This is a genomic window from Flavonifractor sp. An100 (assembly GCF_002161175.1).
In the GTDB taxonomy this organism is placed as follows: Bacteria; Bacillota; Clostridia; order Oscillospirales; family Oscillospiraceae; genus Lawsonibacter.
In genome coordinates this window covers 18,594-41,222 of record NZ_NFMA01000015.1, presented here as the reverse complement: position 1 = coordinate 41,222, position 22,629 = coordinate 18,594, and the positions used below count along the sequence as shown (strand labels likewise).

Sequence of the window (22,629 nt, the reverse complement as noted above, 5' to 3'; positions counted from 1 at the left end):
ATAAAAAAGGGGAGCGCCCGGCGGCGCTCCCCTCTCTCTCTTTTTCCCTTTACAGGTTGACCACCTGCTCCTGGTCGATGACCTCAATGCCCCGGCTGGCCAGGGCGGCGGTGGCGGCGGCGTTGTCCGCCACCCGGAAGATCATGTAGGCGTGGTTGACGTCCTTGCCCCCCATAAAGGCGTACATATACTCCACGTTCACCTTGGCGTCGGTGAGCACCTGGAGCACCCGGTACAGGCCCCCGGGCATGTCGGGGATGCGCACCCCCAGCACGGGGGTGACGGAATGGACATACCCCGCGTCCTTCAACACGGTGGTGGCCTCATAGACGTTGTCCACGATGATGCGCACGATGCCAAAGTCCTTGGTCTCCGCCAGGGACAGGGCTCGCATGTCCACCTTGTGCTGGGCCAGCACCCCGGTCATGGCGTACAGGGCCCCGGGCTTATTCTCCACAAAGACGGAAATCTGCTTGATGCTCATGCTGCGTCCCTCCTTCTTAAATCTTGCGCTTGTCGATGACCCGGACGGCCTTGCCCTCGCTGCGAACAATGGACTTGGGAGCCACCAGGGTGACCTTGGCGGCCAGACCCAGCATGGAGCGCAGGCCGTCCACCAGATCCTTCTGCCGACGGTCGATCTCGCCCAGGTTGTCGGTGAACATCTCGGGGGTCATCTCCACCTGGACGTCCAGGGTGTCAGTGGAACGGACCCGGTCCACGATGATCTGGTAGTTGGCGGGGTAGCCGTGGTTGAGGAGCACCGTCTCGATCTGGGACGGGAACACGTTTACGCCCCGGATGATGAGCATGTCGTCGGAGCGGCCCATGGGCTTACACATCTTCACATGGGTGCGCCCGCAGGAACACTTCTCCCGGGTGAGCATGCAGATATCCCGGGTGCGGTAGCGCAGCAGGGGGAAGGCCTCCTTGGTGATGGAGGTAAACACCAGCTCACCCTTGCTGCCCTCGGGCAGGACTTCCCCGGTGTCCGGGTCAATGATCTCAGCAATAAAGTGGTCCTCATTGATGTGCATACCGCTCTGGGCGGAGCACTCAAAGGAGACGCCGGGGCCGGACAGCTCGGTGAGGCCGTAGATATCATAGGCCTTGATGCCCAGGGTGTTCTGGATGTCCTGGCGCATCTCCTCGCTCCAGGCCTCCGCCCCGAAGATGCCCGCCTTCAGGGGGATCTGATCGGGGGTCAGGCTCATCTCCTTCATGGTCTCGCCCAGATAGGCGGCATAGGAGGGGGTGCAGCAGAGGATGGTGGCGCTCAGGTCCCGGATGAACATGATCTGCCGCTCGGTGTTGCCCGAGGAGGTGGGGATGGTGAGGCAGCCCACCTTGTGGCTGCCTCCGTTGAGGCCGGGGCCGCCGGTGAACAGGCCGTAGCCGTAGGACACCTGACACACATCCTCGTTGGTGCCGCCGGCGGCCACGATGGCCCGGGCGCAGCAGTCCTCCCACAGGTCGATGTCGTGCTGGGTGTAGAAGGCTACCACCCGCTTGCCGGTGGTGCCAGAGGTGGACTGGATGCGCACACAGTCCTTCAGCGGCTTGGCCACCAGGCCGTAGGGATAGGCCTCCCGCAGGTCGGCCTTGGTGACGAAGGGCAGCTTGTAGAGGTCGTCGGAGGACTTGATGTCATCGGGGGTCAGGCCCTTCTCCTCCATCTTTTTGCGGTAGTAGGGCACGTTGTCCCACACATGGCGCACCTGCTTGACCAGGCGCTCATCCTGCCAGGCCTTGATCTGTTCCCGAGACGCACACTCGATCTCGGGCTGATAGTATCGTTCCATGGGTATCATTCCTTTCTATCTCCGCAATCTAATCCCCTCACGGGGCAAGGGAGCGGCCCAGCCGCTCTCCAAGGATCACCCCAACCAGACACAGCCCCACGCTCAGGGCCATATACCCTCCGCCGGCGAGCCAGCGGCCCTGGCGCAGCAGGGTCACGCTCTCCAGGGAGAAGGTGGAAAAGGTGGTAAAGCCGCCGCACACCCCCGTTTTCCAAAAGAGGGTGCCGCCGGAGGACAGCCGCCCGCCGCCGGCCAAGCCGACAATCACACCGATGAGCAGCGCCCCCAGCAGATTGGTGCACAGGGTGAGCAGGGGAAAGTCCCCCTTCACCGGGATGAGGCTGACGCCGTAGCGGCACATGGCGCCCAGCCCCCCTCCCAATCCCACCAGGACCAGATTTCCCATAACTCAGGCGTTTTTGCCCAGCTGGAAGGCCTTTTTGTTGAGTTCCAGGAACTTGGGGGGCACCATGGCCTCCAGGGAGGCCTGCCAGGCCTCCTCGGGCAGGTCGAAGTAGTGGGACAGCCGGCCCATGAGGACAATGTTCACCGCCTTGCTGCTGCCGGCCTCCTCGGCCAGAGCCAGGCAATCCAGGGCGTCCACCTTGGCCCCGGCGGCCTTCATCTTGGCCACCAGGTCCTCAGGGTACTGGGCCGCTCCGGTAATGACGGGCATGGGGTCAATTTGCTGGGTGGAGGTGACGATCTGTCCCTCAGGCTTTAGGTACTCCAGCCACCGGGCGGCCTCCAGCAGCTCGAAGGAGACGATGAAGTCGGCCTCCCCCTTGTCGATGACGGGGGAGTGGACCTTGTCGCCGTAGCGCACATAGGTCACCACGCTGCCCCCCCGCTGGGACATGCCGTGGACCTCAGACACCTTCACGTCGTAGCCCTGCTCCATGAGCAGGTGGCCCAGCAGCTTACTGGCCAGCAGGGAGCCCTGGCCACCCACGCCCACAATCATAATATTCTTTGTTTCCATTGTCTTACCCCTCCTTGCCGGTACTCTCAAAGGCGCTGACCGGGCACAGCTGCTCACACACGCCACAGCCCACACACAGGGTGTTGTCCACGTGGGCCTTGCCCTCCTTGATGGAGATGGCCGGGCAGCCAATCTTCATGCAGCTCTTGCAGCCGATGCACTTGTCGGTGTTCACCTTCAGAGGGGCCTTGTGCTTGACGTACTTCAGCAGCGCGCAGGGGCGGCGGGAGATGATCACCGAGGGCTCCTTGGCCGCCAGCTCCTCCTTCACCGCCTGGTCGCAGGCCTTCAGGTCATAGGGGTCCACCACTCTCACCCGGTTGAAGCCCATGGCCCGGCACAGGGACTCCAGGTCGATCTTACCCGCGGGGTCGCCCTTGATGTTGTAACCGGTGGTGGGGTTCTGCTGGTGGCCGGTCATGCCGGTGATGGAGTTGTCCAGGATGATGACGGTGGAATTGGACTGGTTGTAGGCGATGTTGGCCAGGCCCGTCATGCCCGAGTGCATAAAAGTGGAGTCGCCGATGACGGCCACCGTCTTGCCCTCGCTCTCCTCCCCGCGTGCCTTGTTGAAGCCGTGGATAGCGGAGATAGAGCCGCCCATGCACAGGGTCATGTCCATGGCGGACAGGGGGGCCACAGCGCCCAGGGTATAGCAGCCGATGTCACCCAGAACGGTGCACTTATTCTTGTTCAGGGTGTAGAACAGTCCCCGGTGGGGGCAGCCAGCACACATGACAGGGGGACGGGGAGGAATGGCGTCGGCGAGAGCCTTGCCGGTGTGGACGGGCAGGCCCAGCTTCTCGGCCACCAGGTTCTGGGAAAACTCGTCGATACAGGGGAAGACGTCCTTGCCCACCAGGGCCAGGCCCAGGGAGCGGCAGTAGTCCTCAATGAAGCCGTCCAGCTCCTCCACGACGGTAAGTACGTTGACCGAGGCGGCAAAGTCCCGGATCTTCTGCTCGGGCATGGGCCAGGCCATACCCAGCTTCAACACGGGGAAGCGGTCTCCACAGACCTCCTTCACATACTGGTAGGAGGTGGAGGAGGTGATGATGCCGATCTTGTGGTCCTCACCGGGCTCCACGCGGTTAATTTCCGCCGTCTCCGCCCAGGCCTGGAGTTTTTTCGTCCGCTCCTCCACCACTGGGTGGCGCTTTTTGGCGTTGCCGGGCATCATGACGTACTTGGCGATGTTCTTCTCATAGGGCTTCATCTCGGGCTCCACCCGCTCGCCGCACTCCACCAGGGATTGGGAGTGGGCCACCCGGGTGCACATCTTCAGCAGCACGGGGGTATCGAACTGCTCGGACAGCTCATAGGCCAGCTTGGCAAAGGCCCGGGCTTCTGCGGAGTCGGAGGGCTCCAGCATGGGCACCTTGGCGGCCTGGGCGTAGTGGCGGGAGTCCTGCTCGTTCTGGGAGGAGTGCATGCCAGCGTCGTCGGCCACCCCAATGACCAGGCCGGCGTTTACCCCGGTATAAGACATGGTGAACAGGGGATCGGCGGCCACGTTCAGACCCACGTGCTTCATCCCACAGAAGGAGCGCTTGCCGGCCAGGCACGCGCCGAAAGCGGTCTCCATCGCCACCTTCTCGTTGGGAGCCCACTCACAGTAGATCTCGTCGTACTTGGCCCCCTCCTCGGTGATCTCGGTGCTGGGGGTACCGGGATAGCTGGAGATCACACAGCACCCAGCTTCATACAGCCCCCGGGCAACGGCAGCGTTGCCCAACATCAGTTGCTTCATCGTTTTCTTACTCCCTGCTTTCTAAAATAAGTTCCCGACCCTTGTCGGCTCGTGTGGTTTTCAGGTCTTGTCCGGAGGGGTACCCAACCCCTCCCGCAGGATCACATCCTGCATCACGCCTCCCGCTCCGTTGTCCAGCATAGACCGCCGGACCCGGCTGATGGTGGCGCTGCTGGCCCCCGTCTTTTCCAGAATATCCAGGTACACCAGCCCCTGCTGGAGATAGACCGCCACGTCAAAGCGCTGCTCCATGGACCGCAGCTCCGTGGGGGTGCACAGGTCGTCGAAAAAGCGGCAGCATTCGTCCAGGTCCTTTAGTTTTAAAATGGTCTCATACAGGGCCAGACTGCGTTCCCGCCGCTCCGTCTTTGCCATAGCGTCGTCCTCCTTGTGTTGTCTTCCGGCGTGGAGTTCCCTCCACCGGATTGGTTCAGCGGCTTTTTTCCCTTGTCCGCGGACTGCCCGACCTCAAGGCCGTTCACCCGTGTTAGCCCAACTATAGCACATTAAAGCGTGAAGGTAAACACTTTTTCACGATTCAAAGCAAAAAAGTTTTTTTGCCCTTGACACCGCCCCTCTTATGGGGTATGATACTTCAACAGTTTAAAGATTGAAACCGTTGAAGTGAGGCGGCGCCACCGGCCCACTTCAACTTAGAAAGGAAGACTGAGCGCCATGCCCATTACCGATCTGCTGGAACGAAACAGCAAGCTCTACGGCGAGGAGACCGCCCTGGTGGAAATTAACCCCGAGATTCAGGAGCAGCAGCGGGTGACCTGGAAGGAATATGAGCTCATCCAGCCCACCTCCGCCGTCCCCTACCGCCGGGAGATCACCTGGTCGGTCTTTGACGAGAAGGCCAACCGGGTGGCCAATCTGCTGCTCAGCCGGGGGTTGAAGAAGGGGCAGAAGGTGGCCATTCTGCTGATGAACTGTCTGGAGTGGCTACCCATCTACTTCGGCATTTTAAAGGCCGGATGCATCGCCGTGCCCCTGAACTTCCGCTATACCTCCCAGGAGATCGACTACTGTTTGAAGCTGTCGGAGGCCGACGTGCTGTTCTTCGGCCCGGAGTTCATCGGCCGGGTGGAGGCCATTGTGCCCAAGTTTTCCCACAAGCTGCTGATGTTCTTCGTGGGAGAGAGCTGCCCCTCCTTTGCCGAGGACTACCACCGGGCCACCGCCAACTGCTCCTCTGTGGCCCCCAAGGTGCTCATTGATGATGAGGACGAGAGTGCCATCTACTACTCCTCCGGCACCACCGGCTTCCCCAAGGCCATTCTTTTGAAGCACGCCGCCCTCCTCCAGGCCGCCCGGATGGAAGCCATCCACCATGCCACCACCCACGAGGATGTGTTTTTGTGTATCCCACCCCTGTACCACACCGGGGCCAAGATGCACTGGTTCGGTTCCCTGTTTACCGGCGGCAAGGCGGTGCTCCTCAAGGGCAACTCCCCCCAGGCCATCTTCCATGCGGTGTCCCAGGAGCGGTGCACCATCGTGTGGCTGCTGGTGCCCTGGTGCCAGGACATCCTGGCTGCTCTGGATCGGGGAGACCTGAAGCTGGAGGACTACCAGCTCTCCCAGTGGCGGCTGATGCACATCGGCGCCCAGCCCGTCCCCCCCTCTCTCATCAAGCACTGGCTGAGCTACTTCCCCCACCACAAATACGACACCAACTATGGTCTGTCCGAGTCCACCGGCCCGGGCTGCGTCCATCTGGGCATGGACAACATCCACAAGGTGGGCGCCATCGGCGTTCCCGGCTACGGCTGGAAGTGCAAGATCGTGGACGAGAACGACCAGCCCGTCCCCCAGGGCGAGGTGGGCGAGCTGTGCGTGAAGGGCCCCGGAGTGATGGTGGGCTACTACCACGACCCCCAGGCCACCCAGGCCGTTTTGAAGGACGGCTGGCTCCACACCGGCGACATGGCCAAGCAGGATGAGGACGGCTTCTACTTCCTGGTGGACCGGAAGAAGGACGTAATCATCTCCGGCGGCGAGAACCTCTATCCCGTCCAGATTGAGGACTTCCTGTCTGCCTACCCCAAAGTCCACGATGTGGCGGTCATCGGCCTGCCGGACAAGCGTCTGGGTGAGATCGCCGCCGCCATTATCCAGCTCAAGGAGGGCATGGCCTGCACCGAGAGCGAGATCAACCAGTTCTGCATGGACCTGCCCCGGTACAAGCGTCCCCGGAAGATCATCTTCGCCAATGTGCCCCGCAACCCCACCGGCAAAATCGAAAAGCCCAAGCTGCGGGAGCAGTACTGCGGCGTGCGCCTGGTGGAGGCCCAGGCCAAGGGATAATCATAAAACAAACAGGCAGGCGGCCCGAAAAAAGGCTGCCTGCCTGATCTTTTTCTTCCCCCCGCCTGAAAATGTGTTACAATAGGGTCTGTATTGCTCGATTTCCCAACAGGAGGGCCCACATGGAAAATTTCATCGTCTCTCTCAACTGCGTCATTCCCATGTTTCTCACCCTATGCGTGGGTTTTTTGGTCCGCCGTGCCCAGGTGGTCCCCGAGGTGATGTTCCACCACCTGAGCACCCTCAGCTTCCAGGCTCTGCTGCCCTGCCTGCTGTTTTACAACATCTACTCCACCGACCTCACCGCCGCCGTCCAGTCTGACCTGCTGGCCTACCTGATCGCCTGGGTGCTGGTCTGGTTTGCCCTGTGCTATGCCTACTATACCCTCCGGGAACCGGATCCCAGACGCCGGGGAGCCTATATTCAAAACTCCTTCCGCAGCAACATCGCCGTCATCGGCGTGTCCCTGGCCCAGGTTATGATGTCCTCCCACGGGGTGGCCCTGCTGTCCATCGCCATCAGCCTGGTGGTCCCCCTTTTCAACATACTGGCTGTCATCACCCTGGAGACCTGCCGGGGGAACCGGGTGGACCTGCGCCACACCCTGTCCGGCATTTTCCATAACCCCCTCATTCGGGCCTGCCTGCTGGGCATTTTGTTTTTGCTGCTGGGAATCCGGCTGCCCTCCTCTGTGGAGCAGGCGGTGAGCAGCCTGGGCAACGCAGGCAGCGTCACCACCCTGCTGGCCTTGGGGGCTTCCTTCCGGATTGGGGGTCTGACGGGCCAGATCTGGACCGTGGTCCGGTGCAGCCTGGTGCGGCTGGTTCTGGCCCCCGCCGCCGCCCTCATTCCCGCCATACTTTTGGGGTTCCGGGGAGACACCCTGGGCGCCATCCTGGTCTGTGTGGCCACCCCCACCGCATCCTCCTCCTACCCCATGGCCCTGGCCTGCGGCAGCGACCACGAGCTCACCGCCCAGCTGGTGGTGTCCACCTCCCTGTTCTGTAGTCTGACCCTGTTTTTATGGATATTTTTGTTGAAACAGATCGGGCTTCTGTAGAATTTTACCGAGAAAGAAAAGGGCCCCGAGGCGGTTGCCTCGGGGCCCTTTCTATTTTCTCTAATCCACGCAGGTCTCCAGACCTTCCCAGGTCAAATCCCGGTCCTCAATATCCTGCCAGCAAGAGAACTTCTCCTCCAGCTCCGCCCAGGTGAGATACCAGAACCAGTACTCGATCTCCACATGGGCAGGGAGGATCTCCTCGATGATCTTCTTGCGTTCCTCGAAGCTGGGCGGGATGCCAGCGATCCCCGGAAAGGTCACCCGCACCCGCTCCACCCCTGTCTCCTCCACCCGGGCGGGCACACCGCAGCCGGCAATGGTGTCGTTGATGGCCGAGAGGGTGAAGCTGTCCCCGCCGATGCGAAGGAGGGCCGCCAGGGCCTGGGCCAGCTCCTGGGGACTGTCGGCCACCGGACGGCGGGTAAACAGCCGGGCCACCTGCTCCAGGCCCCAGTCTTGGGCGGTGGACAAATTGGCCTCCCGGTCCACCTCTTCCAATTGGCTTTCCATTTGGTCCAGAGCCTGACCGGCGGCATCCAACTCCCCACCATTGAAGGGGGCATCCAGGTCGTACACCCCCAGCGGGAGAAGCAGCTCCCGAAGATATTGGCCGTAGCTCATGCCATCCCTCCCACGCTCAGGCTGCCCAGCACCGGGAGCACCCCCGTCTGGGCGGCCACGTCGGCGGCGGGAGCGGTGAGGACATAGTTGGCCACCCCATCACAGGAGTAAACCAGGTTCCCGATTTCCGCCCGCAGCACCCCCCGGCCCAACAGCTTGCCGGTGAACCAGGTTTCCAGCGTTTGCTTCACCTGGGCGGACACGGTCTCCAAATCCCGGCCGCCCTCCACGGCGATCTGAACCGACAGGTCCACCGTCTTGGTCTCCGGCCCCTTTACCGCCACATCCACCGCGATCTCCCGGCGGGCCTGGAAGTAAGCGGTTAGTTCCTCCAGCAGCTCCTCCTCCGGTGTTCCGTTCAAGGTGGCGACGATCACATCCACCGTCCCCGTACCCCGGGGCCGGGGCACCACCTGGGCCGCCGCCACGGAGTCGAAGGACATGGCCTGCTGCTCATAGTAGGCGGCGTTGGCCCCGTTGGGTAGGCGCTGGAAGCTCTCCAAAATTCGCTGCCGCAGCTCCTCATCCCCCTCCTGGTCTCCGCCCCCCGTACAGGGCTGGGGATTGGTACAGGCGGATATCCCCGTGGGCGCCACCGCCATGGCTACGATGGTCTCCGCCGCAACGTTGCCCGCAGCACCCGCCTCCAGGGCCTGGACGGGGACGTCCACAGACAGAGTTCCGGCCAGCAGTCGGGCGGGCTGGGTGGTGGCGAAGCGGATGAGCCCCGCCGTCATGCACACCGTGCCCTGGGGGATCTCCCGGTCGTAGTCAGAGGTCTCCCCGGTGGAGAAGCGCACTACTCCCTGGGCATAGACTGCCTGCTTACGCTCCAGCCCCCGCAGCTGGGCGTGGCGGTCCAGATACTCCCCTTCCGCCGTCTGGGGAAAGGCCTGCCGGGCCACCCAGTCGGCCTGGGCATAGAGAGCATATACCTGGGCGGCCAGGGCATACAGCCGGGCGGCTAGATCACAGCCCTCCCCCATCTCCAGGCCCGTTCGTTGAGCAAAACAGGCCTGCATCTCCTGATAAATTTCCTCTAGCTCTTTCATCTCTCGTCCTCCCTCAGCCCAACCGTCCCAGCTCCACTGTCACTGACAGGGGCTCCCCCTGCCACTCCAGGTAGGCAGTGAGCTGTCCTGGGTCCTCCCCAAACAGCTCCACCCCGGTGACCCGCAGGTCGGGCTCCTCCTTCAGGGCCTCCGTCACATACTGGGCGGCCAAAGCCTGGCGGGCCGAGGGCTTCTCCCGCAGCACCAGGCGCAGCCGGCTGCCCAGATTGGGCAGAAAGGGCAGGCCGCCCCGCCGGGCGGTGAGCCGGAACAGCACCCGGCCCAACACCTCCTCCGCCCCCGACAGGCGGCACATGCCCCCCGTCCCGTCGGGGACGTAATCCCCATTGACCAGCTTCAGTTCCACGCTCACACCTCCAGATTGCTTAAAATTTCCGCTACCACTGCCGCAATCAGATCTACCAGCCCCACTCCGTTAATGGTCACGTTCCCCCGTAGGTCCAGTTGTCCTGTTTTCAGATAAACCGCGCTGTCTCCTCCCGACACCGCTGTCTCTCCCGGCCCCAGATTCAGGTCTCCCTGTACCCGTCCTACGATGCAGGGAGACTCCCGCTCTGCTCCCGCCTTGAGCACCAACACCTGGTCACCCACCGAGGGGCGCCAGGCGTAACCGCCGGGACCATAGACAGGGATGCTCCTGCGCTCTCCCCCCAGGACTACCCCGGCGGGGTCTCCGCCCAGGGTCACCTCTCCCAGCTCCGCCCCCGGCTCTTCCACCGGAAGCAGCCTGCCCTGTTGTCCGCTCCACATCTCCCTCACCTCTCACACCACAAAGTCCGGCCTGGCCAGCTCCAGCCGGGTCCACTCCCCCGAGGTGTCCAGTCCCACTGTGGTCTGGACCACCCGGAACAAGCCATTGCGCTCCCAGCCGCTGCGCTGGATGCGCACCAGCTCCCCCGGCCAGGCGCAGAATGGCTGGGCGATCTGTACCTCCAGCCGCTCCAGCTCGGAAGCGGATTTGTCCAGCTGGAACTGGCCCGTATAGCGCATGGCCTTATAGTTGCTCCGCCCGGGCATAGTCAGCACCCGCCGGGCCCGTCCCCCCGAGGCGGCAAAGCTCTCGTTTTCTTCTGTCTGGACACTGCCGCTGTACCGGTCCCGCACCAGCACCTGGGACAGAACCCCATACCGCCGGTCCCGGCACACCAGCTCGGTCACCGGCGCTCCGTCCCCCAGCAGCTTCTCCTCCCCCGCCGGCCAGCCGGTGAGGACCAGGCGGCCCTCCCGGTCAAAGCGGGGTGCAATTCCTCCGTAATAGCGGGCAAATTCGTAGACCACCGACCACTCGCTGCTGCCGGTGGACACCGAAAAGGGGCTGACGGCGGGCAGGCTGGCCCCCGGGGCGGCGGCAATGCCGTAGGGCTCCACGTGGTCCCGCAAAATATCCTCCAGGGTGGCGGTGCCGTAGTCCTGGCCCAGGGCCTCGTTGTCCAGAAGCAAAGCGGCCATTCCCCGGCCGGACACCTCCAGCAGCCCGCCCCCTTCGTTCTGGGACACCTGGCACTCATCCACCACCCCGGTGAACACCCTCTCCCCCTCCTGCTGGGCTTCAAACCGCACCCAGGCGGCGGGGTTGGCGGTGTTCTCCCGGCTCCAGGGACAGCGGATCCAAAAGCTGTCGCAGGGCACTCCGGCGGTATATTCCAGCCGCCAGGCCACCGCCTCCGGGAGTAGCCAGCGGCCTCCCGCCCCGTCGGTCACATAGCCTCTCACCGCACTCTCACCTCGTCTCCCACATGGATGAGGTTGGGGTTTTTGATCTGGGGGTTGAGGGCGATAAGCTCGCTGAGCCCAATGCCGTAGGTGTTGGCGATGGCCCAGAGGGTATCTCCCTTCACCACCCGGTGGTACACCGGCTGGATGGCAGTAGAGCTATCTTGCTCCGGTTCACTCGCTCCCGCCCCCTGGGTCACCGATACGGCAAGGCCGGTGTACCAGCTGTCGTCCTCCCAGAAGGAGAAGGAGTAACGTACATAGTCGGGCCGAGGCTCCTGCTCCAGACGTAGGGAGACAAAGTAGGCGTTGGCTGCCTGCCACAGGGGGTGGACCAGCAGCCCGGGGCCACTGTCATAGAACACGTTGGCCAGTTGCCCGAACTGGGCATAGGCCCCCTCCCCCACAAACTCCCCCTCTCCCTCCATAATCCGGTTGGTCCGGCCCAGGTCCTGGAGATGGAACAGGCCGAAGGGGGTCTTATGCAGGGCCATCTTCCGCTCATAGTCGATGGAGTAGACCCTTGGGTTGTGGGGCCAAGTGTAGGTTTTATAGCGCATGGGTGACAAATCCACGAAAATCCCTCCTCAGTACAGGAAAAAGCCGCCATCATAGCGGCGGCTGTCCCGGCGGAAGATCCGGTCCATCCGCCGGGCCTCCTCGGTCTCCCCGTCCCAGGCCGCCGCCCCGGACCGGGGACTTCCCGGACGTGTCTCCCCGCCCAAGCCCAGGTCCTTGAGGTCGGCGGCACCGCTCCTAGGCAGCAGACGATCGGGCCATTTCTCCTGCTGGCGGGACCCTCTCTGCATCAAGGCCTCCTCCCGGCCCATGGCCGCTCCCCGCCAGGGTCCCACGAGGGCACTTCCCTCACCTGTCCCTGCCCGCAGAATGTCCAGGCCCGCCAGAGCCGCCTCCAAAGCCTCGGCCTGCTCCAGCAGGGGAGAACTCTCCTCCCCCCTTTCGAAAGAGGTCCGGTTCTCCCCCTCCTCTTCCTTTTCCCAATCTCGGGCCCGGATGAGGGCCGTCTCTGTCTCCGCGGCTATCTGACTCCCAGGCAGAAAAGCCGGGGCGGCAGACTCTTCCGCCACCCCTGCTGCCTTCTTCGAGGCACCCGGCCCCAGAGCCACCAGAGCCTCCTCCAGCCGCGCCAGGTTCTCCTCCAGAGCCTGGGCCTGCTCCTCCTGCTCCTCCAGGTAGTCGGTCATCCTCCGCCGCCCCCTTTCAACTGTTCAAACCGGCTCTGGTCAAAGGCCGGATTGACTTCTCCCTCGCCCCAATCCTCCGCCGCCCGGCCGCAAACGGGGCAGTGACGCTCCTCCGCCCGGGCCCGGCAGTCGGGGCACAGGCGGCTGAGCTCCTCCTCCCGGTCCAGCAGCTGGTGGACCAGGCACCACAGGTAGTCCCGGTCCTTCATTTCCCGGGCCCGGGCCTCGGTGGGCAGGGCCCCGAAGTCCCTCAGCACCCGCCACCGCAGCCGGTCATTGGGGTCGGAACGGAGTTTTTTTTTACTTCCTCCAGCTCCTCTTTGTCCAGCCCCAGCCCGGGGTCGCTCTCCCGGCGCAACTGGGACCAGCGCCGGGCCAGGGCGGCGATCTCCTCCACCGTCAGCCCGGCCAGCACCGCCTGGCCGCTTTCAAATACCGGGGTGTGGTCCTCCCCATGTTCCAGTGCCCGGGCCAGCAGACAGGCGTTGGAGCATAGGGCCCGTTCCCGCTCCTCTCCCGCCAGCTCTCCCGCCTCCCGGCGGGCCTGGAGGACCTCCAGGGCGGAGAGCAGACGCAGCTCCATGCCATTGGGCAGGGCGATCCGGTCCCGCTGGGCCAAAATGGACCCCTCCATGGCCCTTACACCTCCGTCTCGATGCGGCGGGAGGCCACCAGAGTGACCTTCTCCAGCACCATGCTGCCCAGGGTGGCGTTCTCCTGGATAGAGCTCCACTGGCAGTCGGAGTAGATGATCTTCCGGTCCGGCTTGCAGATGACCAGGGAGAAGCCGGACAGGGAATAGAAGTCAATGCCGTCCTGAATGGCCTCGTCGGTGGCATACAGCCGGGTCAGCTCCAGCACATGGGTGGCCTGACCGGGGATGGTAGCCACAGGCTCCGACTCCCCAAAGGCCTCCACCGCCGTACTGGACTTGGTGGCCTTGGCGGTGTAGCTCTGAACCACAGCCACCCTGGTGCCGTCCACCTCCAAATAAATATCACTGCTGGTTGGGAACCCTGCAATGCTCATGTTTCGACCTCCTTATCTTCAAACGCAAACTCCCCTGTTGGGGCATTCGGCGCTTTTCTCACGCCTCAGTCCCCTCACAGCCGGGTCGCTAACCCCTGCGTCTGCGCCGCCAAACGTGTGGGCCTCGGCCCCCACTGGTTTGCCGGCCTCCGCTCCGGGCTTAGCTCCCCTGTTCGGGGATTCGGCGCTTATACCGTAATATGGGCGCTGAGCCAGATCTGGTTCAGACCGTGGGCCACCGTGAAGGAGAACTCCACCAGGCACCGGGTGGGGTCCTCGCTGTCGGCAGCCACCGACACATTTTCATACCCGGTGATGATCTCCCGCTCCAGCTTGTTTTCCAGCTCCAGCACCACCTGGGCCCGGATGGCGCTACGGCTCTGGGGGGTATTCTTGGCCCGGCGGAATTTGCTGCGCAGAGCAGAACGCAGGCTGGGGATGACGTCATCCACAATGCGGATGGTGGCCAGCTCCCGCCAGGTGCTGTCCGCCGCCTCACCGGTGGTGGTGCGGGTGGTGATCCCCCGGACCACGCTCACTACGCCCCCCACGCTCTCCACAGGGGTGACGCCCCCCAGGATCAACAGGTCCAGATCCCCGTCTCCGTAGCGTCCATCCAGGCCGTACAGGCCCACAAGCTCCGCGCCTCCCAGAGGCAGGGCGGGGTCACCGCCCCCGGCCAGCACCCCCGCCACAGCGGCGGCCACAGCCAGGCCGGAGATGGCCTCTCCCTCCCGGTCCACCGCCCCGGGGGCCACCAGTACCACCCGCTCGGAGTTGAGCTCCTTGGCCCGGGCAATAAGGGCCTCCACCTCTTCTGCGGTCCCTCCAGCCACCACGGCCAGCCGCTCTCGGCGAGTCTGGGAGGCCTGTACCACACTGTCCCTCTGCTTCTGCTGTACGGTCTGGTCGGTACTGTCACAAATCACCACCGCCAGGTCCTCCACCTCCGCCAGGGTGTCAAAGGCCGCCTGGTAGCCGTCCTCACTGGCAATGGGGACGGCCACCACCCCGCTGGCCCCGTTTTTCAGGGCCAGACGAATGAGTTCCGCCATGTCCTCATCTCCGGTGGAGCCGAAGGCGGTCACCGCCTTGTCGTAGCTGGTGATGGTCTGGGGCACCCCGGCCTCGCTCTGGGTATTTACCGCCACCAGACCCACCAGCCGGCCGCTGCCGCTGCCGCTGACCACCGAGGAGGCGTCGTAGGAGGAGTAAACCCCCGGACGCTGATGTACCGTTATGCTCATCCCTTCATTTCCCCTCTCAATGTAAAGTCTGTAAACAGTCCGCCCTCCTGGGCCACCGCGTAGAGGCAGGCCTGGCACACCGCCTCCGCCTTACGCCGCAGCAGGCGTGCGGACGGGTCGTAATCCGTCTCCCCGCAGGAGAACTCCACCAGAGCCAGCCCCTCCGGTCCACCCTGGGTCAGAGCCTGGGAGAGGGCGTCAAAGGAGGTTTGAAGCCGTGCCCCGTCCCCGTCCCGGCCGTCATACAGGTCCAGTCCGAAGGTGATCTCCGCTTTCCGCCCGTAGAGCTCCTCCCACATACCTGTCTCCTGGTTATACCGCTCTCCCAGGTAGTCCTGGAACCCGGCAGGCCCCGCCTTGCATCCTCGAAGAGACACCACCACCACCGGTTCCTCCAGGCGGCTGCGCGTCTCCCCGGGCCAGGCCGTGACGGCACGGACCCCACAGCTGTTCAGATACTCCGCCATCCGCTCCCGGATGGCCTGCAATCCCGTGTTCATAGGCTCTCCTTATCCCTGGGCCGCAGAATGGCCCACCAGTGGTGGTCCCCCACCAGGTGAGCGCTCTGGACCTCGTATGTTCCGTCCTGACAAACCACCTGGCTCTCCCCGGCCTGAAGGGCCGCCTCCTTGGGGCCCAAATACAAAAAGCGGTCCTCCCGCCGCATGCCCAGGGGGGAGGGGACCTGTTGCTCCCCGGTACGCTCCAGCACCGGCTGCACCATGGCCCGGAGGGTAGTTCCCTCCGGGTATTGAGGGGAATACAGGGTCACATCCCGGCCGTAACGAGTCAAAATGGCCTGCCACTCCCCGTCCATCATCCCCTCACCCCCTGAAAGGCGAAGCCCGTCTCTCCCAGCCAGGGGGCCATGAGCCGCTCGGCCTGGGCGGTGCGGGAATCCTTGGCAAATCCGCTCTCTGTCCGGATAGACACCTCCCCTGCGGTAAAGGAGGTCATCCCTCCGCCGCCGCAGGCGTAGTTCAGGCCGTCCATAGCCACCATGGCGGCAGCCAGAGGGAAGGCGCTGCCGCAGTCCTCCGGTGTGATGCCGGTGCGCAGACGCCCAGTGAGAGCGTCGGTCACCGCCCGGATCAGGGGGCGCAGCAGCGCCTCCTGATCCGCCCCGGCCCCCATGGCCCGGCACAGCTCCAGGATCTCCTCCTCCATTCTTAGACCTCCAGCACCCGGCTGGCGTCCTGGAACACCTTGGCAAAGCCGCTGATGGTGGTGATGGCCGCCCGCTCCAGTTGCCGGTCAATGAGCTTGTCATACTCCACCATCACGTCGCTGCCCTGTACCATCTCCAGGGCGAAGCGCTTGTCCAGGCCGATGGCAGTGCCGGCGGGGAGCACGCTGGTGCGCAGAAGGGTGGCCCCCAGGGGGGTGGTCAGCTTACCGGTGCCCTGGAAGTTGAGACCGGTGAGGGGATTTTGCAGCTCGGTGAGCTTGAGCATTTGGACCATCACGTCTCCAGAGACCAGCAGGGCGTTCATCTCATAGGGATCGAACTTGGCCCAGAAGTCCACCAGATCGTTATAGGTCAAAGTGCCGTCCGAGGACACCTGGTCCACCGTGGCGGCATTGTCGTTGCCGTCGCCGTTCATCAGCACATCCACCGCGTCCTCCAGATGGGCCCGGGCGATGTGGGCGCCGATCTGGCGCAGGGTGACGGAGAACAGGTCCAGCTTCTGGTAGCGCACCGCCTCATAGCTGGCCACCAGCATGCGGCCCCGCTTGCGCAGCTTGACCAGGTTGGCCTGGACCTTGATGGTGGTGGCGGGGATGGAGGCGCCCTCATCCACCTGGCGCAGCTCCTTATCCTCGCCCCCGGCCTCGGCGGTGATGGAGCGGTAGTCCATGCCGTCGAACTTGGTGACGGCGGCGGTGATGTGGGGCAGGATATCCCCCTCCTCCATGCCCTGGCGCACCGAACGGGCGATATACTCGGGGAAGAGGACGGCGGAGTCGGCGGTGCGGAAGAACTTCTCCACCACGTCGCTGCCCGCCCCCTTCACCTTGATGTCAAAGCGCTTGAGCTGGCGCTGGAAGGCGTCCAGGCCCTCCAGGGAGGTGCCCTTATACTGCTCGCTGGGGTCCTGGCGCTCCAGCACCTGGCTAAAGGTGCTGCCCGCCTCCTGATACATGCCCTTGTCCAGCTTCAGATTGTCATAGGAAAATGCCATCATATCCCTCTCCTTTCCGTTTACAGACACACCACAGCGGTGTCCACACCGTCCACGCTGACCACCAGGGCCTGTACGCCGGTGGAATTGGCCTTCACGCCGCCGCTGCCGTTGGCGGCCAGGGTGGCCCATCCCAGGGTCAGCTCCCCGGTGTAGGGCACAGTGACAAACCCCTTCACCTGCACCGCCGCGCCCCCTTTGCGGGGCTCCATGGCCACGCCGCAGAAGGCCTCCCCGTCACCGCAGGCATCCACGGTTCCGTTTTCCGTCACCTTCACCACCTGGCCGCCCTTCACGCCGCTACCCGCGGCGAAGGTGGCCACCACCGCACCGATGTCCTCAAAGGAAAATTTGCTCATACCTTGCTGCCTCCCTTATGTATTTTGGAAGGGCGGGTCCCCCCGCCGCTCTCCCTCAGATCAAAAAGGCCCCGTCGGCCTGGTTCTTTTCCTCCCGCTGGCCGTAGCTCAGCTGGGGCCGGATTGGATAGCGCTCCCCCGCCCGGCGGCCGTAGGCCTCCTTGGCGGACAGGAGCTGCTCATAGTCCAGCTTATCGGCCATGCTTTGGAGCACCTCCCGTTCCAGGCCCAGGCCCGCCAACAGCCCCAAACGGACCACCTCGTCCCGCAGTCCCTTGAGATAGTCCCGGCCCATCCGGGCCTCCTCCTCCAGCTGCTTCAGCTCCCGCTCCAGCTGGCCGTCCCCGGCGGCCAGATCTTTCAGGCGCATAAGGCCGCTCCCCCGGCCCTTCACCACCCCCGCCCGGGGCTGGGCGGGCACCGCCACAAAGGAGAACTCATAGGCGTCGGCCGCCCCCTCCAGGCTGGCGTAGCACAGCCGCCCGTCGTAGACCTCCCCCTTCTTGTGGCCGCAGCTCTCCTTACACAGGTCCTTCCCGCAGATGGAGCACACCGAGCGCTCCACGGCGCAGCCCACGCTCACCTCTTTTTTGATGCCCCCCTCGATCTCGGCAATCAAGTCCTTGGTTTTGTCGGTACGTACCATGTAGGCGTAGCCCTTCAGCCAGCAGTAGGGGTCTCCCGCCCGGGTGAGGGCGGTCTCCCGGATGACCTCCGTCTTGTAAATTCGGGCGGCCTGACCCTGGGCGGACCACTGGTGGTCAAAGATGCCGCTTTTTCCCACGAACAGTCCGGCCAGCTCCTCCAGGGTCTGGGGGGCGAAGCGCTCAAAGTCCCGGTCCACCTCGTTGTCACACAGCCGCACCGAGAAGGTGTATACCTCCTCCGCCCCCATCTCCTTCCGAGCCAGAGCACTGATAAGGGCCAAATCCTCTCCGCTGACGGGGGCACGCTGGCCCCCCTGGGATTCCTTTACAATATTCACGCCTTCTCCTCCTTGTACTGTTGGGCCTGGGCCTGATAGAGCTGGGCCTTGGCCTCCTCCACAATGTCCTGGAGGTTGATGTCCTCCCACACCAGCTCCACCCGGTCGTCAAAGCCATGTAGCCGCAGCCACAGCTCCGCCACCCGGTACAGCACCGGCTCCACACTGCGGCGGATGGCGGTGATCTCGCTGGTGAGCAGGTCGGCCTGCTGGGTGCTCATCCGCTCGGTGGAGGACCAGGACAGCCCCAACATAAAGGGCGGGATGCCTGTCCGGGCCACCAACTGCTCCAAAATCTGCCGCACGGGCACCTGACTGTCCAGGACGGGGCTGTCGGCGCCGATGACCTTGATGTCCACGTCCCCCACCGCCACAAAGTCCCGCACCGTCCCCGCCCGTCCGGCGTCCATGGCCGCCGACCACTCCCCGGCAATCTGGCGGCAGCGCTCCTGGGCAAAGGCCCCCTCGCCCTCCTCGGGCTTACACACTACGGCGAAGCGCAGGTTGCCTGCCCGCTCCCAGTTCTGACCGGTGGCCTGGAAAATTTTCAGCAAAATACCCGCCAGAAAGGGCATGGAGCTCAGCAGAGACACCCCGTAGGGGGCGTCTGCCGTGGGCTGAAAGGGGGTGAAGAGGAGCAGCTCCTGCCAGGGCAGCTCCTCCGGCTCCCCCACCCCCCGCAGGCACAGCTTGAAGTCCATGGGGCTCTCCCCCTCCTTCACCTCCACCTGCCGGGAGTCGGCACACAGCAAAGCGGCGATCTCCCGCCCGTCTCCGGACAGAACTATCTCCCCCAGACCGTGGCCACAGGTGAACAGGTCGTCCAGATACCGGTCCAGAAAGGACTGTACCCCCCGCTGGCCCCAGCCGGTGTCCACCGTCCGCCAAAACCGCTCCAGCTCCGCCTGGGCCCGGCTGTCCCCGGCCTTCACCGATACCCCTCCGCACAGGCGTACCAGCTTCCACACGGCGGCGTCCACAATGGGCACCCCCTCCCGGATGGTCCGGTACAAATTCAGTTCCCCGGTGTGCAGGGGAGTGTAGCGCTCCAGCATCCCAAAGGGATGGCCGTTCTCCCGGCGCACCTGGACCACTGGGGCTGGAAGCTCCCCTCGCTTTCGTTTCCACCACTTCATTCCACGCGTCCCCTCTCCCTTTTCCATAGGTTTTGTCTGCCCTCAAAAGGCGCCCCGCTCCACGCCCAGGGCAAAAAATTCACCGCTGCCCGTGTCCCTGGCGGCCACAGTAGCGGCAAAATAGCGGATCTCATCCATGGCGTGGTCGTGCTCCTTTCGCACCCGGTCCTGACCGTCCCCTTGCTCCTCCCAGCGGTAGAGGGAGAACTCCCGGATGGCGTCGGCACAGCCCTGGCAGATTACCAGGCGGCGGCTTTTCAGCAGCCGGGCGGTGAGGCGGATGCCGGCGAGCACCTCGTTGTGGGCCTTCCGCACCCGCCAGCCCCGGCGGCGCAGGGTCTCCAGAAAGCTGGCCGCCGATGGGTCCACCACCACTCCCTGGATCTCCCGTCCTCCCGCCAGGGCGGCCAGGGCGTCGGCGTACTCCTCGTCGGTCTTCTGCCTGCGCTGCTGCCGGGCGTCGTAATAAAATTCCGCCACCCGGTACCACACCCCGCCCTGCCGGCCCCACAGGCCCATGGAGGTGGGGTTGAGGGTGCCGTAGTCGCAGGAGATGTGCCAGTCGGTAAGCTCCCCCTGGGGAAGGGGCGCGACATAGCTCTCATCAAAGAAGTCGTAAACTCGCCCCTCGGCGGCCACCCACTCCCCCAGCACGAAGCGGCGGTAAAAGGTGCCCTGGAACATGTCCTGATACCGCCGAAGCACCTCCGGGGACAGCCCGGGATTGTCCGCCATGGTGAACTGCAGGCGTAAAACCTTTTTCTCCTCCGCCTTTAAAATCCACTCCCGGTAGAACCAGTGGGCAGGGGACTCGGGGTTGCAGGAGAACCACAGCCGGCTCCCCGTCACCGAGCACCGGGCCACCGCCTGCTCCACAAAGGAGCGGGGCATGAGGGCCACCTCGTCCAGGAGGGCCCCTGCCAGGGTAATGCCCTGGATGAGGGCGGCGGAGCCCTCATCCTTACCGCCAAAGAGGTAAAAGGTGTTGGCGTGGTTGCCCAGTCGTACCTTCAGGATGTTCCGGGACACCTTCTGGTCACACTGAAAGCCCATGCTCTGTAGCAGGGGAAGCAGCTCATCCAACAGGTTCCGCCGCACCGAGACGATGGTTTTGCCGCACAGGGCAAAATTTCTCCGATGGAAGGAGCGCATGGCCCAGCAGAAAAAGGACAGGCCGGTGCACAGGGTCTTGCCGCTGCGCACCGCCCCGTCGCAGATGATGGCCTGGCGGTCCCAGTGGGGGGAGTTGGGTCTCCACCAGGTGAGCACCTGGCGCTGTTTGGGGGAAAACACCATCTCCTCCACGGCTTACTCCCCCTTCTCCTCCATGGCCCGCAAAAAGCGGTCCACCTGCTCCTCTCCGCTGTGGTCACAGGCGTCCAGCAGCCGCTCCAGCAGCCTGCCCCGGTCGGAAAACTTCAGCTCGATGACCCCGTTGGCCCCCCGTTTAAATTCCGTCAGGGCGTCCAGCTCCAGGTTTTCCAGCGTGCCCCACTGCTCCTCGGGGAAGCAGGCCAGCCGCACCGCGTCTCCCACTCCGGTGTTGGCCAATTTCCACATCCGCTTTAAAATCTGCTCCCGCCCCGGGAGCCCAGCCTTTGCCATCCCATCCCTCCTCACCCTCCCCAGGCAGGGGAAAAAAGTTGCACAGTTGCGTCCCGATTGGAAAAAAATCAAAAAACCTGCGCCACCATGGTCCCTTCGCCCCCTTTCGGCAGAACTCACAGACAAAATGGATTAAGGTATGGAATGAGCTTGTCCGGAAAAAATACCGTTTTTTTCCTCCGCATAGAATTGTCCTTGGCTCCACATCCTGATTTCATCCAAACGACGATGGATCAGGAGGAATCATACTATGAAGCGAATTTCCGCTTTCCTATTGACGGCCGCTGTGCTGTGCGCCGGAGTGCCCGCTGTCTCCGCCCAGGAGTCCTCCGGGCTGGCGCTGTCCTGCGCCTCCTCTATTTTGATGGAGAAGGAGACGGGGACCATTTTGTACGAGCAGGACGCCCACGCCAAGCTGGAGCCGGCCAGCGTGACCAAGATCATGACCCTGCTGCTGGTGATGGAGGCGGTGGACTCCGGCCAGATCGCTCTGGAGGACACGGTCACCGTATCGGCCTACGCCGCCGGCATGGGGGGCTCCCAGGTGTACCTGAAGGAGGGGGAGCAGATGACGGTGTCGGAGATGATCAAATGCGTCACCGTGGTCTCGGGCAACGACTGTGCGGTAGCCCTGGCAGAGCATGTGGCGGGCAGCGAGACCGCCTTTGTAGCCCGGATGAATGAGCGGGCCCGGGAGCTGGGCATGGAGGACACCAACTTTCTCAACTGCACCGGCCTGCCCGCTGACGGCCACATCACCTCCGCCTATGACATTGCCCTGATGTCCCGGGAGCTCATTTTGAACCACCCCAGCATCCGGGACTACACCACCATCTGGATGGACTCCATCCGGGACGGCACCTTTGGCCTGACCAACACCAACCGCCTAGTGCGGTTCTACCCCGGGACCACGGGACTGAAAACCGGCTCCACCGACTCGGCGCTGTACTGCATGTCGGCCACGGCGGAGCGGGACGGCATGGAACTCATCGCCGTCATCATGAAGGCCCCCACCACCGCCCAGCGCTTTGAGGACGCCAAAAAGCTGCTGGACTACGGCTTTGCCAACTACGCTGTGGTGAATGTCTATCCGGAGACTCCTCTGGCCCCGGTGGACGTGCTGCTGGGTACAGCGGCCCAGGTGCAGCCCCAGCTTCAACGCAGCTGTAAAATTTTAGTGTCCAAGGGGGAGGCCAGCCAGGTGACCACCCAGCTGACCATTGCCCAGGACGTGGAGGCCCCGGTGGAAGAGGGACAGACCTTGGGGCAGCTGGAGGTCTATGTGGGGGACCAGCTGCGGGACACCATCCCCATTGTGGCCGCCCAGCCGGTGGAACGGCTGACTGTACCCGGTATATTTTCTCAAATGCTGCGGCAGCTTCTCATGGCCCGGTAGCGTATTCCCGCCAGTTTGGCGGGATACATAGCCACTTTTTTGACCTCATGACAGAAAAACACCGTTTACACCTATTTTACTTGACTGTACCTATTCACTGTTGTATAATTTATATAAATATATATCAGCTGTTTTGACGCCCCATTGTGCTTTTTGGCTGATATTACAG

The 22,629-nt window shown here is 63.7% G+C and carries 29 protein-coding genes; 3 read left to right on the top strand and 26 right to left on the bottom strand.

The window, feature by feature from the left end; all coding sequences use genetic code 11:
• Positions 1-49 precede the first annotated feature (49 nt).
• The 6 genes from B5E43_RS09615 to B5E43_RS09590 are packed head-to-tail and all read right to left on the bottom strand — an operon-like array spanning position 50 to position 4,909.
• Entirely contained in the window at positions 50-484 is a 435-nt protein-coding gene (locus B5E43_RS09615; protein WP_087396186.1) for an acetolactate synthase, read from the bottom strand.
• A gap of 16 nt (positions 485-500) precedes the next feature.
• Positions 501-1,802 (bottom strand): phenylacetate--CoA ligase, encoded by a 1,302-nt coding sequence (locus B5E43_RS09610; RefSeq protein WP_087396184.1) that lies wholly within the window; start codon positions 1,800-1,802, stop codon positions 501-503.
• Between the two features lie 37 nt (positions 1,803-1,839).
• On the bottom strand, positions 1,840-2,208 hold the full coding sequence (locus B5E43_RS09605) for a CrcB family protein (RefSeq protein WP_087396182.1): 369 nt from the start codon (positions 2,206-2,208) through the stop codon (positions 1,840-1,842).
• Positions 2,209-2,211: 3 nt separating this feature from the next.
• On the bottom strand, positions 2,212-2,784 hold the full coding sequence (locus tag B5E43_RS09600) for an indolepyruvate oxidoreductase subunit beta (protein WP_087396180.1): 573 nt from the start codon (positions 2,782-2,784) through the stop codon (positions 2,212-2,214).
• A 4-nt stretch (positions 2,785-2,788) separates the two neighbouring features.
• Complete coding sequence (iorA, locus tag B5E43_RS09595) at positions 2,789-4,534, bottom strand: indolepyruvate ferredoxin oxidoreductase subunit alpha (protein WP_087396178.1); 1,746 nt, start codon at positions 4,532-4,534, stop codon at positions 2,789-2,791.
• A 60-nt stretch (positions 4,535-4,594) separates the two neighbouring features.
• On the bottom strand, positions 4,595-4,909 hold the full coding sequence (locus B5E43_RS09590; protein ID WP_087396175.1) for a YerC/YecD family TrpR-related protein: 315 nt from the start codon (positions 4,907-4,909) through the stop codon (positions 4,595-4,597).
• Between the two features lie 300 nt (positions 4,910-5,209).
• On the opposite strand from B5E43_RS09590, the gene B5E43_RS09585 reads away from it, so the two are divergent.
• Both B5E43_RS09585 and B5E43_RS09580 read left to right on the top strand, forming a co-directional pair.
• Positions 5,210-6,844, top strand: coding sequence for a class I adenylate-forming enzyme family protein (locus B5E43_RS09585; protein ID WP_087396173.1), 1,635 nt, complete (start codon positions 5,210-5,212; stop codon positions 6,842-6,844).
• A 122-nt stretch (positions 6,845-6,966) separates the two neighbouring features.
• Positions 6,967-7,905, top strand: a complete 939-nt coding sequence (locus B5E43_RS09580; protein WP_158099012.1) for an AEC family transporter — start codon at positions 6,967-6,969, stop codon at positions 7,903-7,905.
• Positions 7,906-7,965: 60 nt separating this feature from the next.
• Here B5E43_RS09580 and B5E43_RS09575 read toward each other — a convergent pair whose 3' ends face one another.
• From B5E43_RS09575 to B5E43_RS09480, 20 genes are all read right to left on the bottom strand, one after another.
• A complete protein-coding gene (locus tag B5E43_RS09575; RefSeq protein WP_087396170.1) occupies positions 7,966-8,529 on the bottom strand; it encodes a DUF2313 domain-containing protein in 564 nt (187 codons plus the stop codon).
• Positions 8,526-9,581, bottom strand: a complete 1,056-nt coding sequence (locus B5E43_RS09570) for a baseplate J/gp47 family protein (RefSeq protein WP_087396168.1) — start codon at positions 9,579-9,581, stop codon at positions 8,526-8,528. Before B5E43_RS09570 ends, B5E43_RS09575 begins: the two co-directional genes overlap by 4 nt.
• A gap of 13 nt (positions 9,582-9,594) precedes the next feature.
• On the bottom strand, positions 9,595-9,948 hold the full coding sequence (locus B5E43_RS09565) for a hypothetical protein (protein WP_087396166.1): 354 nt from the start codon (positions 9,946-9,948) through the stop codon (positions 9,595-9,597).
• 2 nt (positions 9,949-9,950) lie between these two features.
• Positions 9,951-10,361, bottom strand: coding sequence for a hypothetical protein (locus B5E43_RS09560; RefSeq protein ID WP_143382983.1), 411 nt, complete (start codon positions 10,359-10,361; stop codon positions 9,951-9,953).
• A gap of 3 nt (positions 10,362-10,364) precedes the next feature.
• Entirely contained in the window at positions 10,365-11,315 is a 951-nt protein-coding gene (locus tag B5E43_RS09555; protein ID WP_087396163.1) for a hypothetical protein, read from the bottom strand.
• On the bottom strand, positions 11,312-11,890 hold the full coding sequence (locus B5E43_RS09550) for a LysM peptidoglycan-binding domain-containing protein (protein WP_242964788.1): 579 nt from the start codon (positions 11,888-11,890) through the stop codon (positions 11,312-11,314). Before B5E43_RS09550 ends, B5E43_RS09555 begins: the two co-directional genes overlap by 4 nt.
• Before the next feature lie 12 nt (positions 11,891-11,902).
• Positions 11,903-12,520 (bottom strand): hypothetical protein, encoded by a 618-nt coding sequence (locus B5E43_RS09545; RefSeq protein ID WP_087396161.1) that lies wholly within the window; start codon positions 12,518-12,520, stop codon positions 11,903-11,905.
• Complete coding sequence (locus tag B5E43_RS09540) at positions 12,517-12,777, bottom strand: hypothetical protein (RefSeq protein ID WP_087396159.1); 261 nt, start codon at positions 12,775-12,777, stop codon at positions 12,517-12,519. The genes B5E43_RS09545 and B5E43_RS09540 overlap by 4 nt, the downstream gene beginning before the upstream one ends.
• Positions 12,771-13,154, bottom strand: a complete 384-nt coding sequence (locus B5E43_RS09535; RefSeq protein WP_087396157.1) for a hypothetical protein — start codon at positions 13,152-13,154, stop codon at positions 12,771-12,773. The genes B5E43_RS09540 and B5E43_RS09535 overlap by 7 nt, the downstream gene beginning before the upstream one ends.
• A gap of 5 nt (positions 13,155-13,159) precedes the next feature.
• A complete protein-coding gene (locus B5E43_RS09530; RefSeq protein WP_087396155.1) occupies positions 13,160-13,549 on the bottom strand; it encodes a hypothetical protein in 390 nt (129 codons plus the stop codon).
• A gap of 188 nt (positions 13,550-13,737) precedes the next feature.
• Positions 13,738-14,796: a phage tail sheath C-terminal domain-containing protein gene (locus B5E43_RS09525; protein ID WP_087396153.1), complete on the bottom strand. Its 1,059-nt coding sequence runs from the start codon at positions 14,794-14,796 to the stop codon at positions 13,738-13,740.
• Entirely contained in the window at positions 14,793-15,296 is a 504-nt protein-coding gene (locus tag B5E43_RS09520; RefSeq protein WP_087396152.1) for a hypothetical protein, read from the bottom strand. Before B5E43_RS09520 ends, B5E43_RS09525 begins: the two co-directional genes overlap by 4 nt.
• Positions 15,293-15,616 carry a hypothetical protein gene (locus B5E43_RS09515; protein WP_087396150.1) on the bottom strand — a complete coding sequence of 108 codons (324 nt, stop codon included), beginning with the start codon at positions 15,614-15,616 and terminating at the stop codon, positions 15,293-15,295. Before B5E43_RS09515 ends, B5E43_RS09520 begins: the two co-directional genes overlap by 4 nt.
• Entirely contained in the window at positions 15,613-15,963 is a 351-nt protein-coding gene (locus B5E43_RS09510) for a hypothetical protein (protein WP_087396148.1), read from the bottom strand. The genes B5E43_RS09515 and B5E43_RS09510 overlap by 4 nt, the downstream gene beginning before the upstream one ends.
• A 2-nt stretch (positions 15,964-15,965) precedes the next feature.
• Positions 15,966-16,979 (bottom strand): phage major capsid protein, encoded by a 1,014-nt coding sequence (locus B5E43_RS09505; RefSeq protein WP_087396264.1) that lies wholly within the window; start codon positions 16,977-16,979, stop codon positions 15,966-15,968.
• A 20-nt stretch (positions 16,980-16,999) separates the two neighbouring features.
• Positions 17,000-17,338 (bottom strand): hypothetical protein, encoded by a 339-nt coding sequence (locus tag B5E43_RS09500; protein WP_087396146.1) that lies wholly within the window; start codon positions 17,336-17,338, stop codon positions 17,000-17,002.
• Positions 17,339-17,393: 55 nt separating this feature from the next.
• A complete protein-coding gene (locus tag B5E43_RS09495; protein WP_087396144.1) occupies positions 17,394-18,323 on the bottom strand; it encodes a hypothetical protein in 930 nt (309 codons plus the stop codon).
• On the bottom strand, positions 18,320-19,459 hold the full coding sequence (locus B5E43_RS09490) for a serine/threonine protein phosphatase (RefSeq protein WP_087396142.1): 1,140 nt from the start codon (positions 19,457-19,459) through the stop codon (positions 18,320-18,322). Before B5E43_RS09490 ends, B5E43_RS09495 begins: the two co-directional genes overlap by 4 nt.
• Positions 19,460-19,501: 42 nt before the next feature.
• Entirely contained in the window at positions 19,502-20,755 is a 1,254-nt protein-coding gene (locus B5E43_RS09485) for a PBSX family phage terminase large subunit (protein WP_087396262.1), read from the bottom strand.
• A gap of 12 nt (positions 20,756-20,767) precedes the next feature.
• Positions 20,768-21,064 (bottom strand): hypothetical protein, encoded by a 297-nt coding sequence (locus B5E43_RS09480; RefSeq protein ID WP_087396140.1) that lies wholly within the window; start codon positions 21,062-21,064, stop codon positions 20,768-20,770.
• Positions 21,065-21,314: 250 nt separating this feature from the next.
• Here B5E43_RS09480 and B5E43_RS09475 point away from each other — a divergent pair, with 250 nt between their 5' ends.
• Positions 21,315-22,460: a D-alanyl-D-alanine carboxypeptidase family protein gene (locus B5E43_RS09475; protein WP_087396138.1), complete on the top strand. Its 1,146-nt coding sequence runs from the start codon at positions 21,315-21,317 to the stop codon at positions 22,458-22,460.
• The last annotated feature ends 169 nt before the right edge of the window (positions 22,461-22,629 follow it).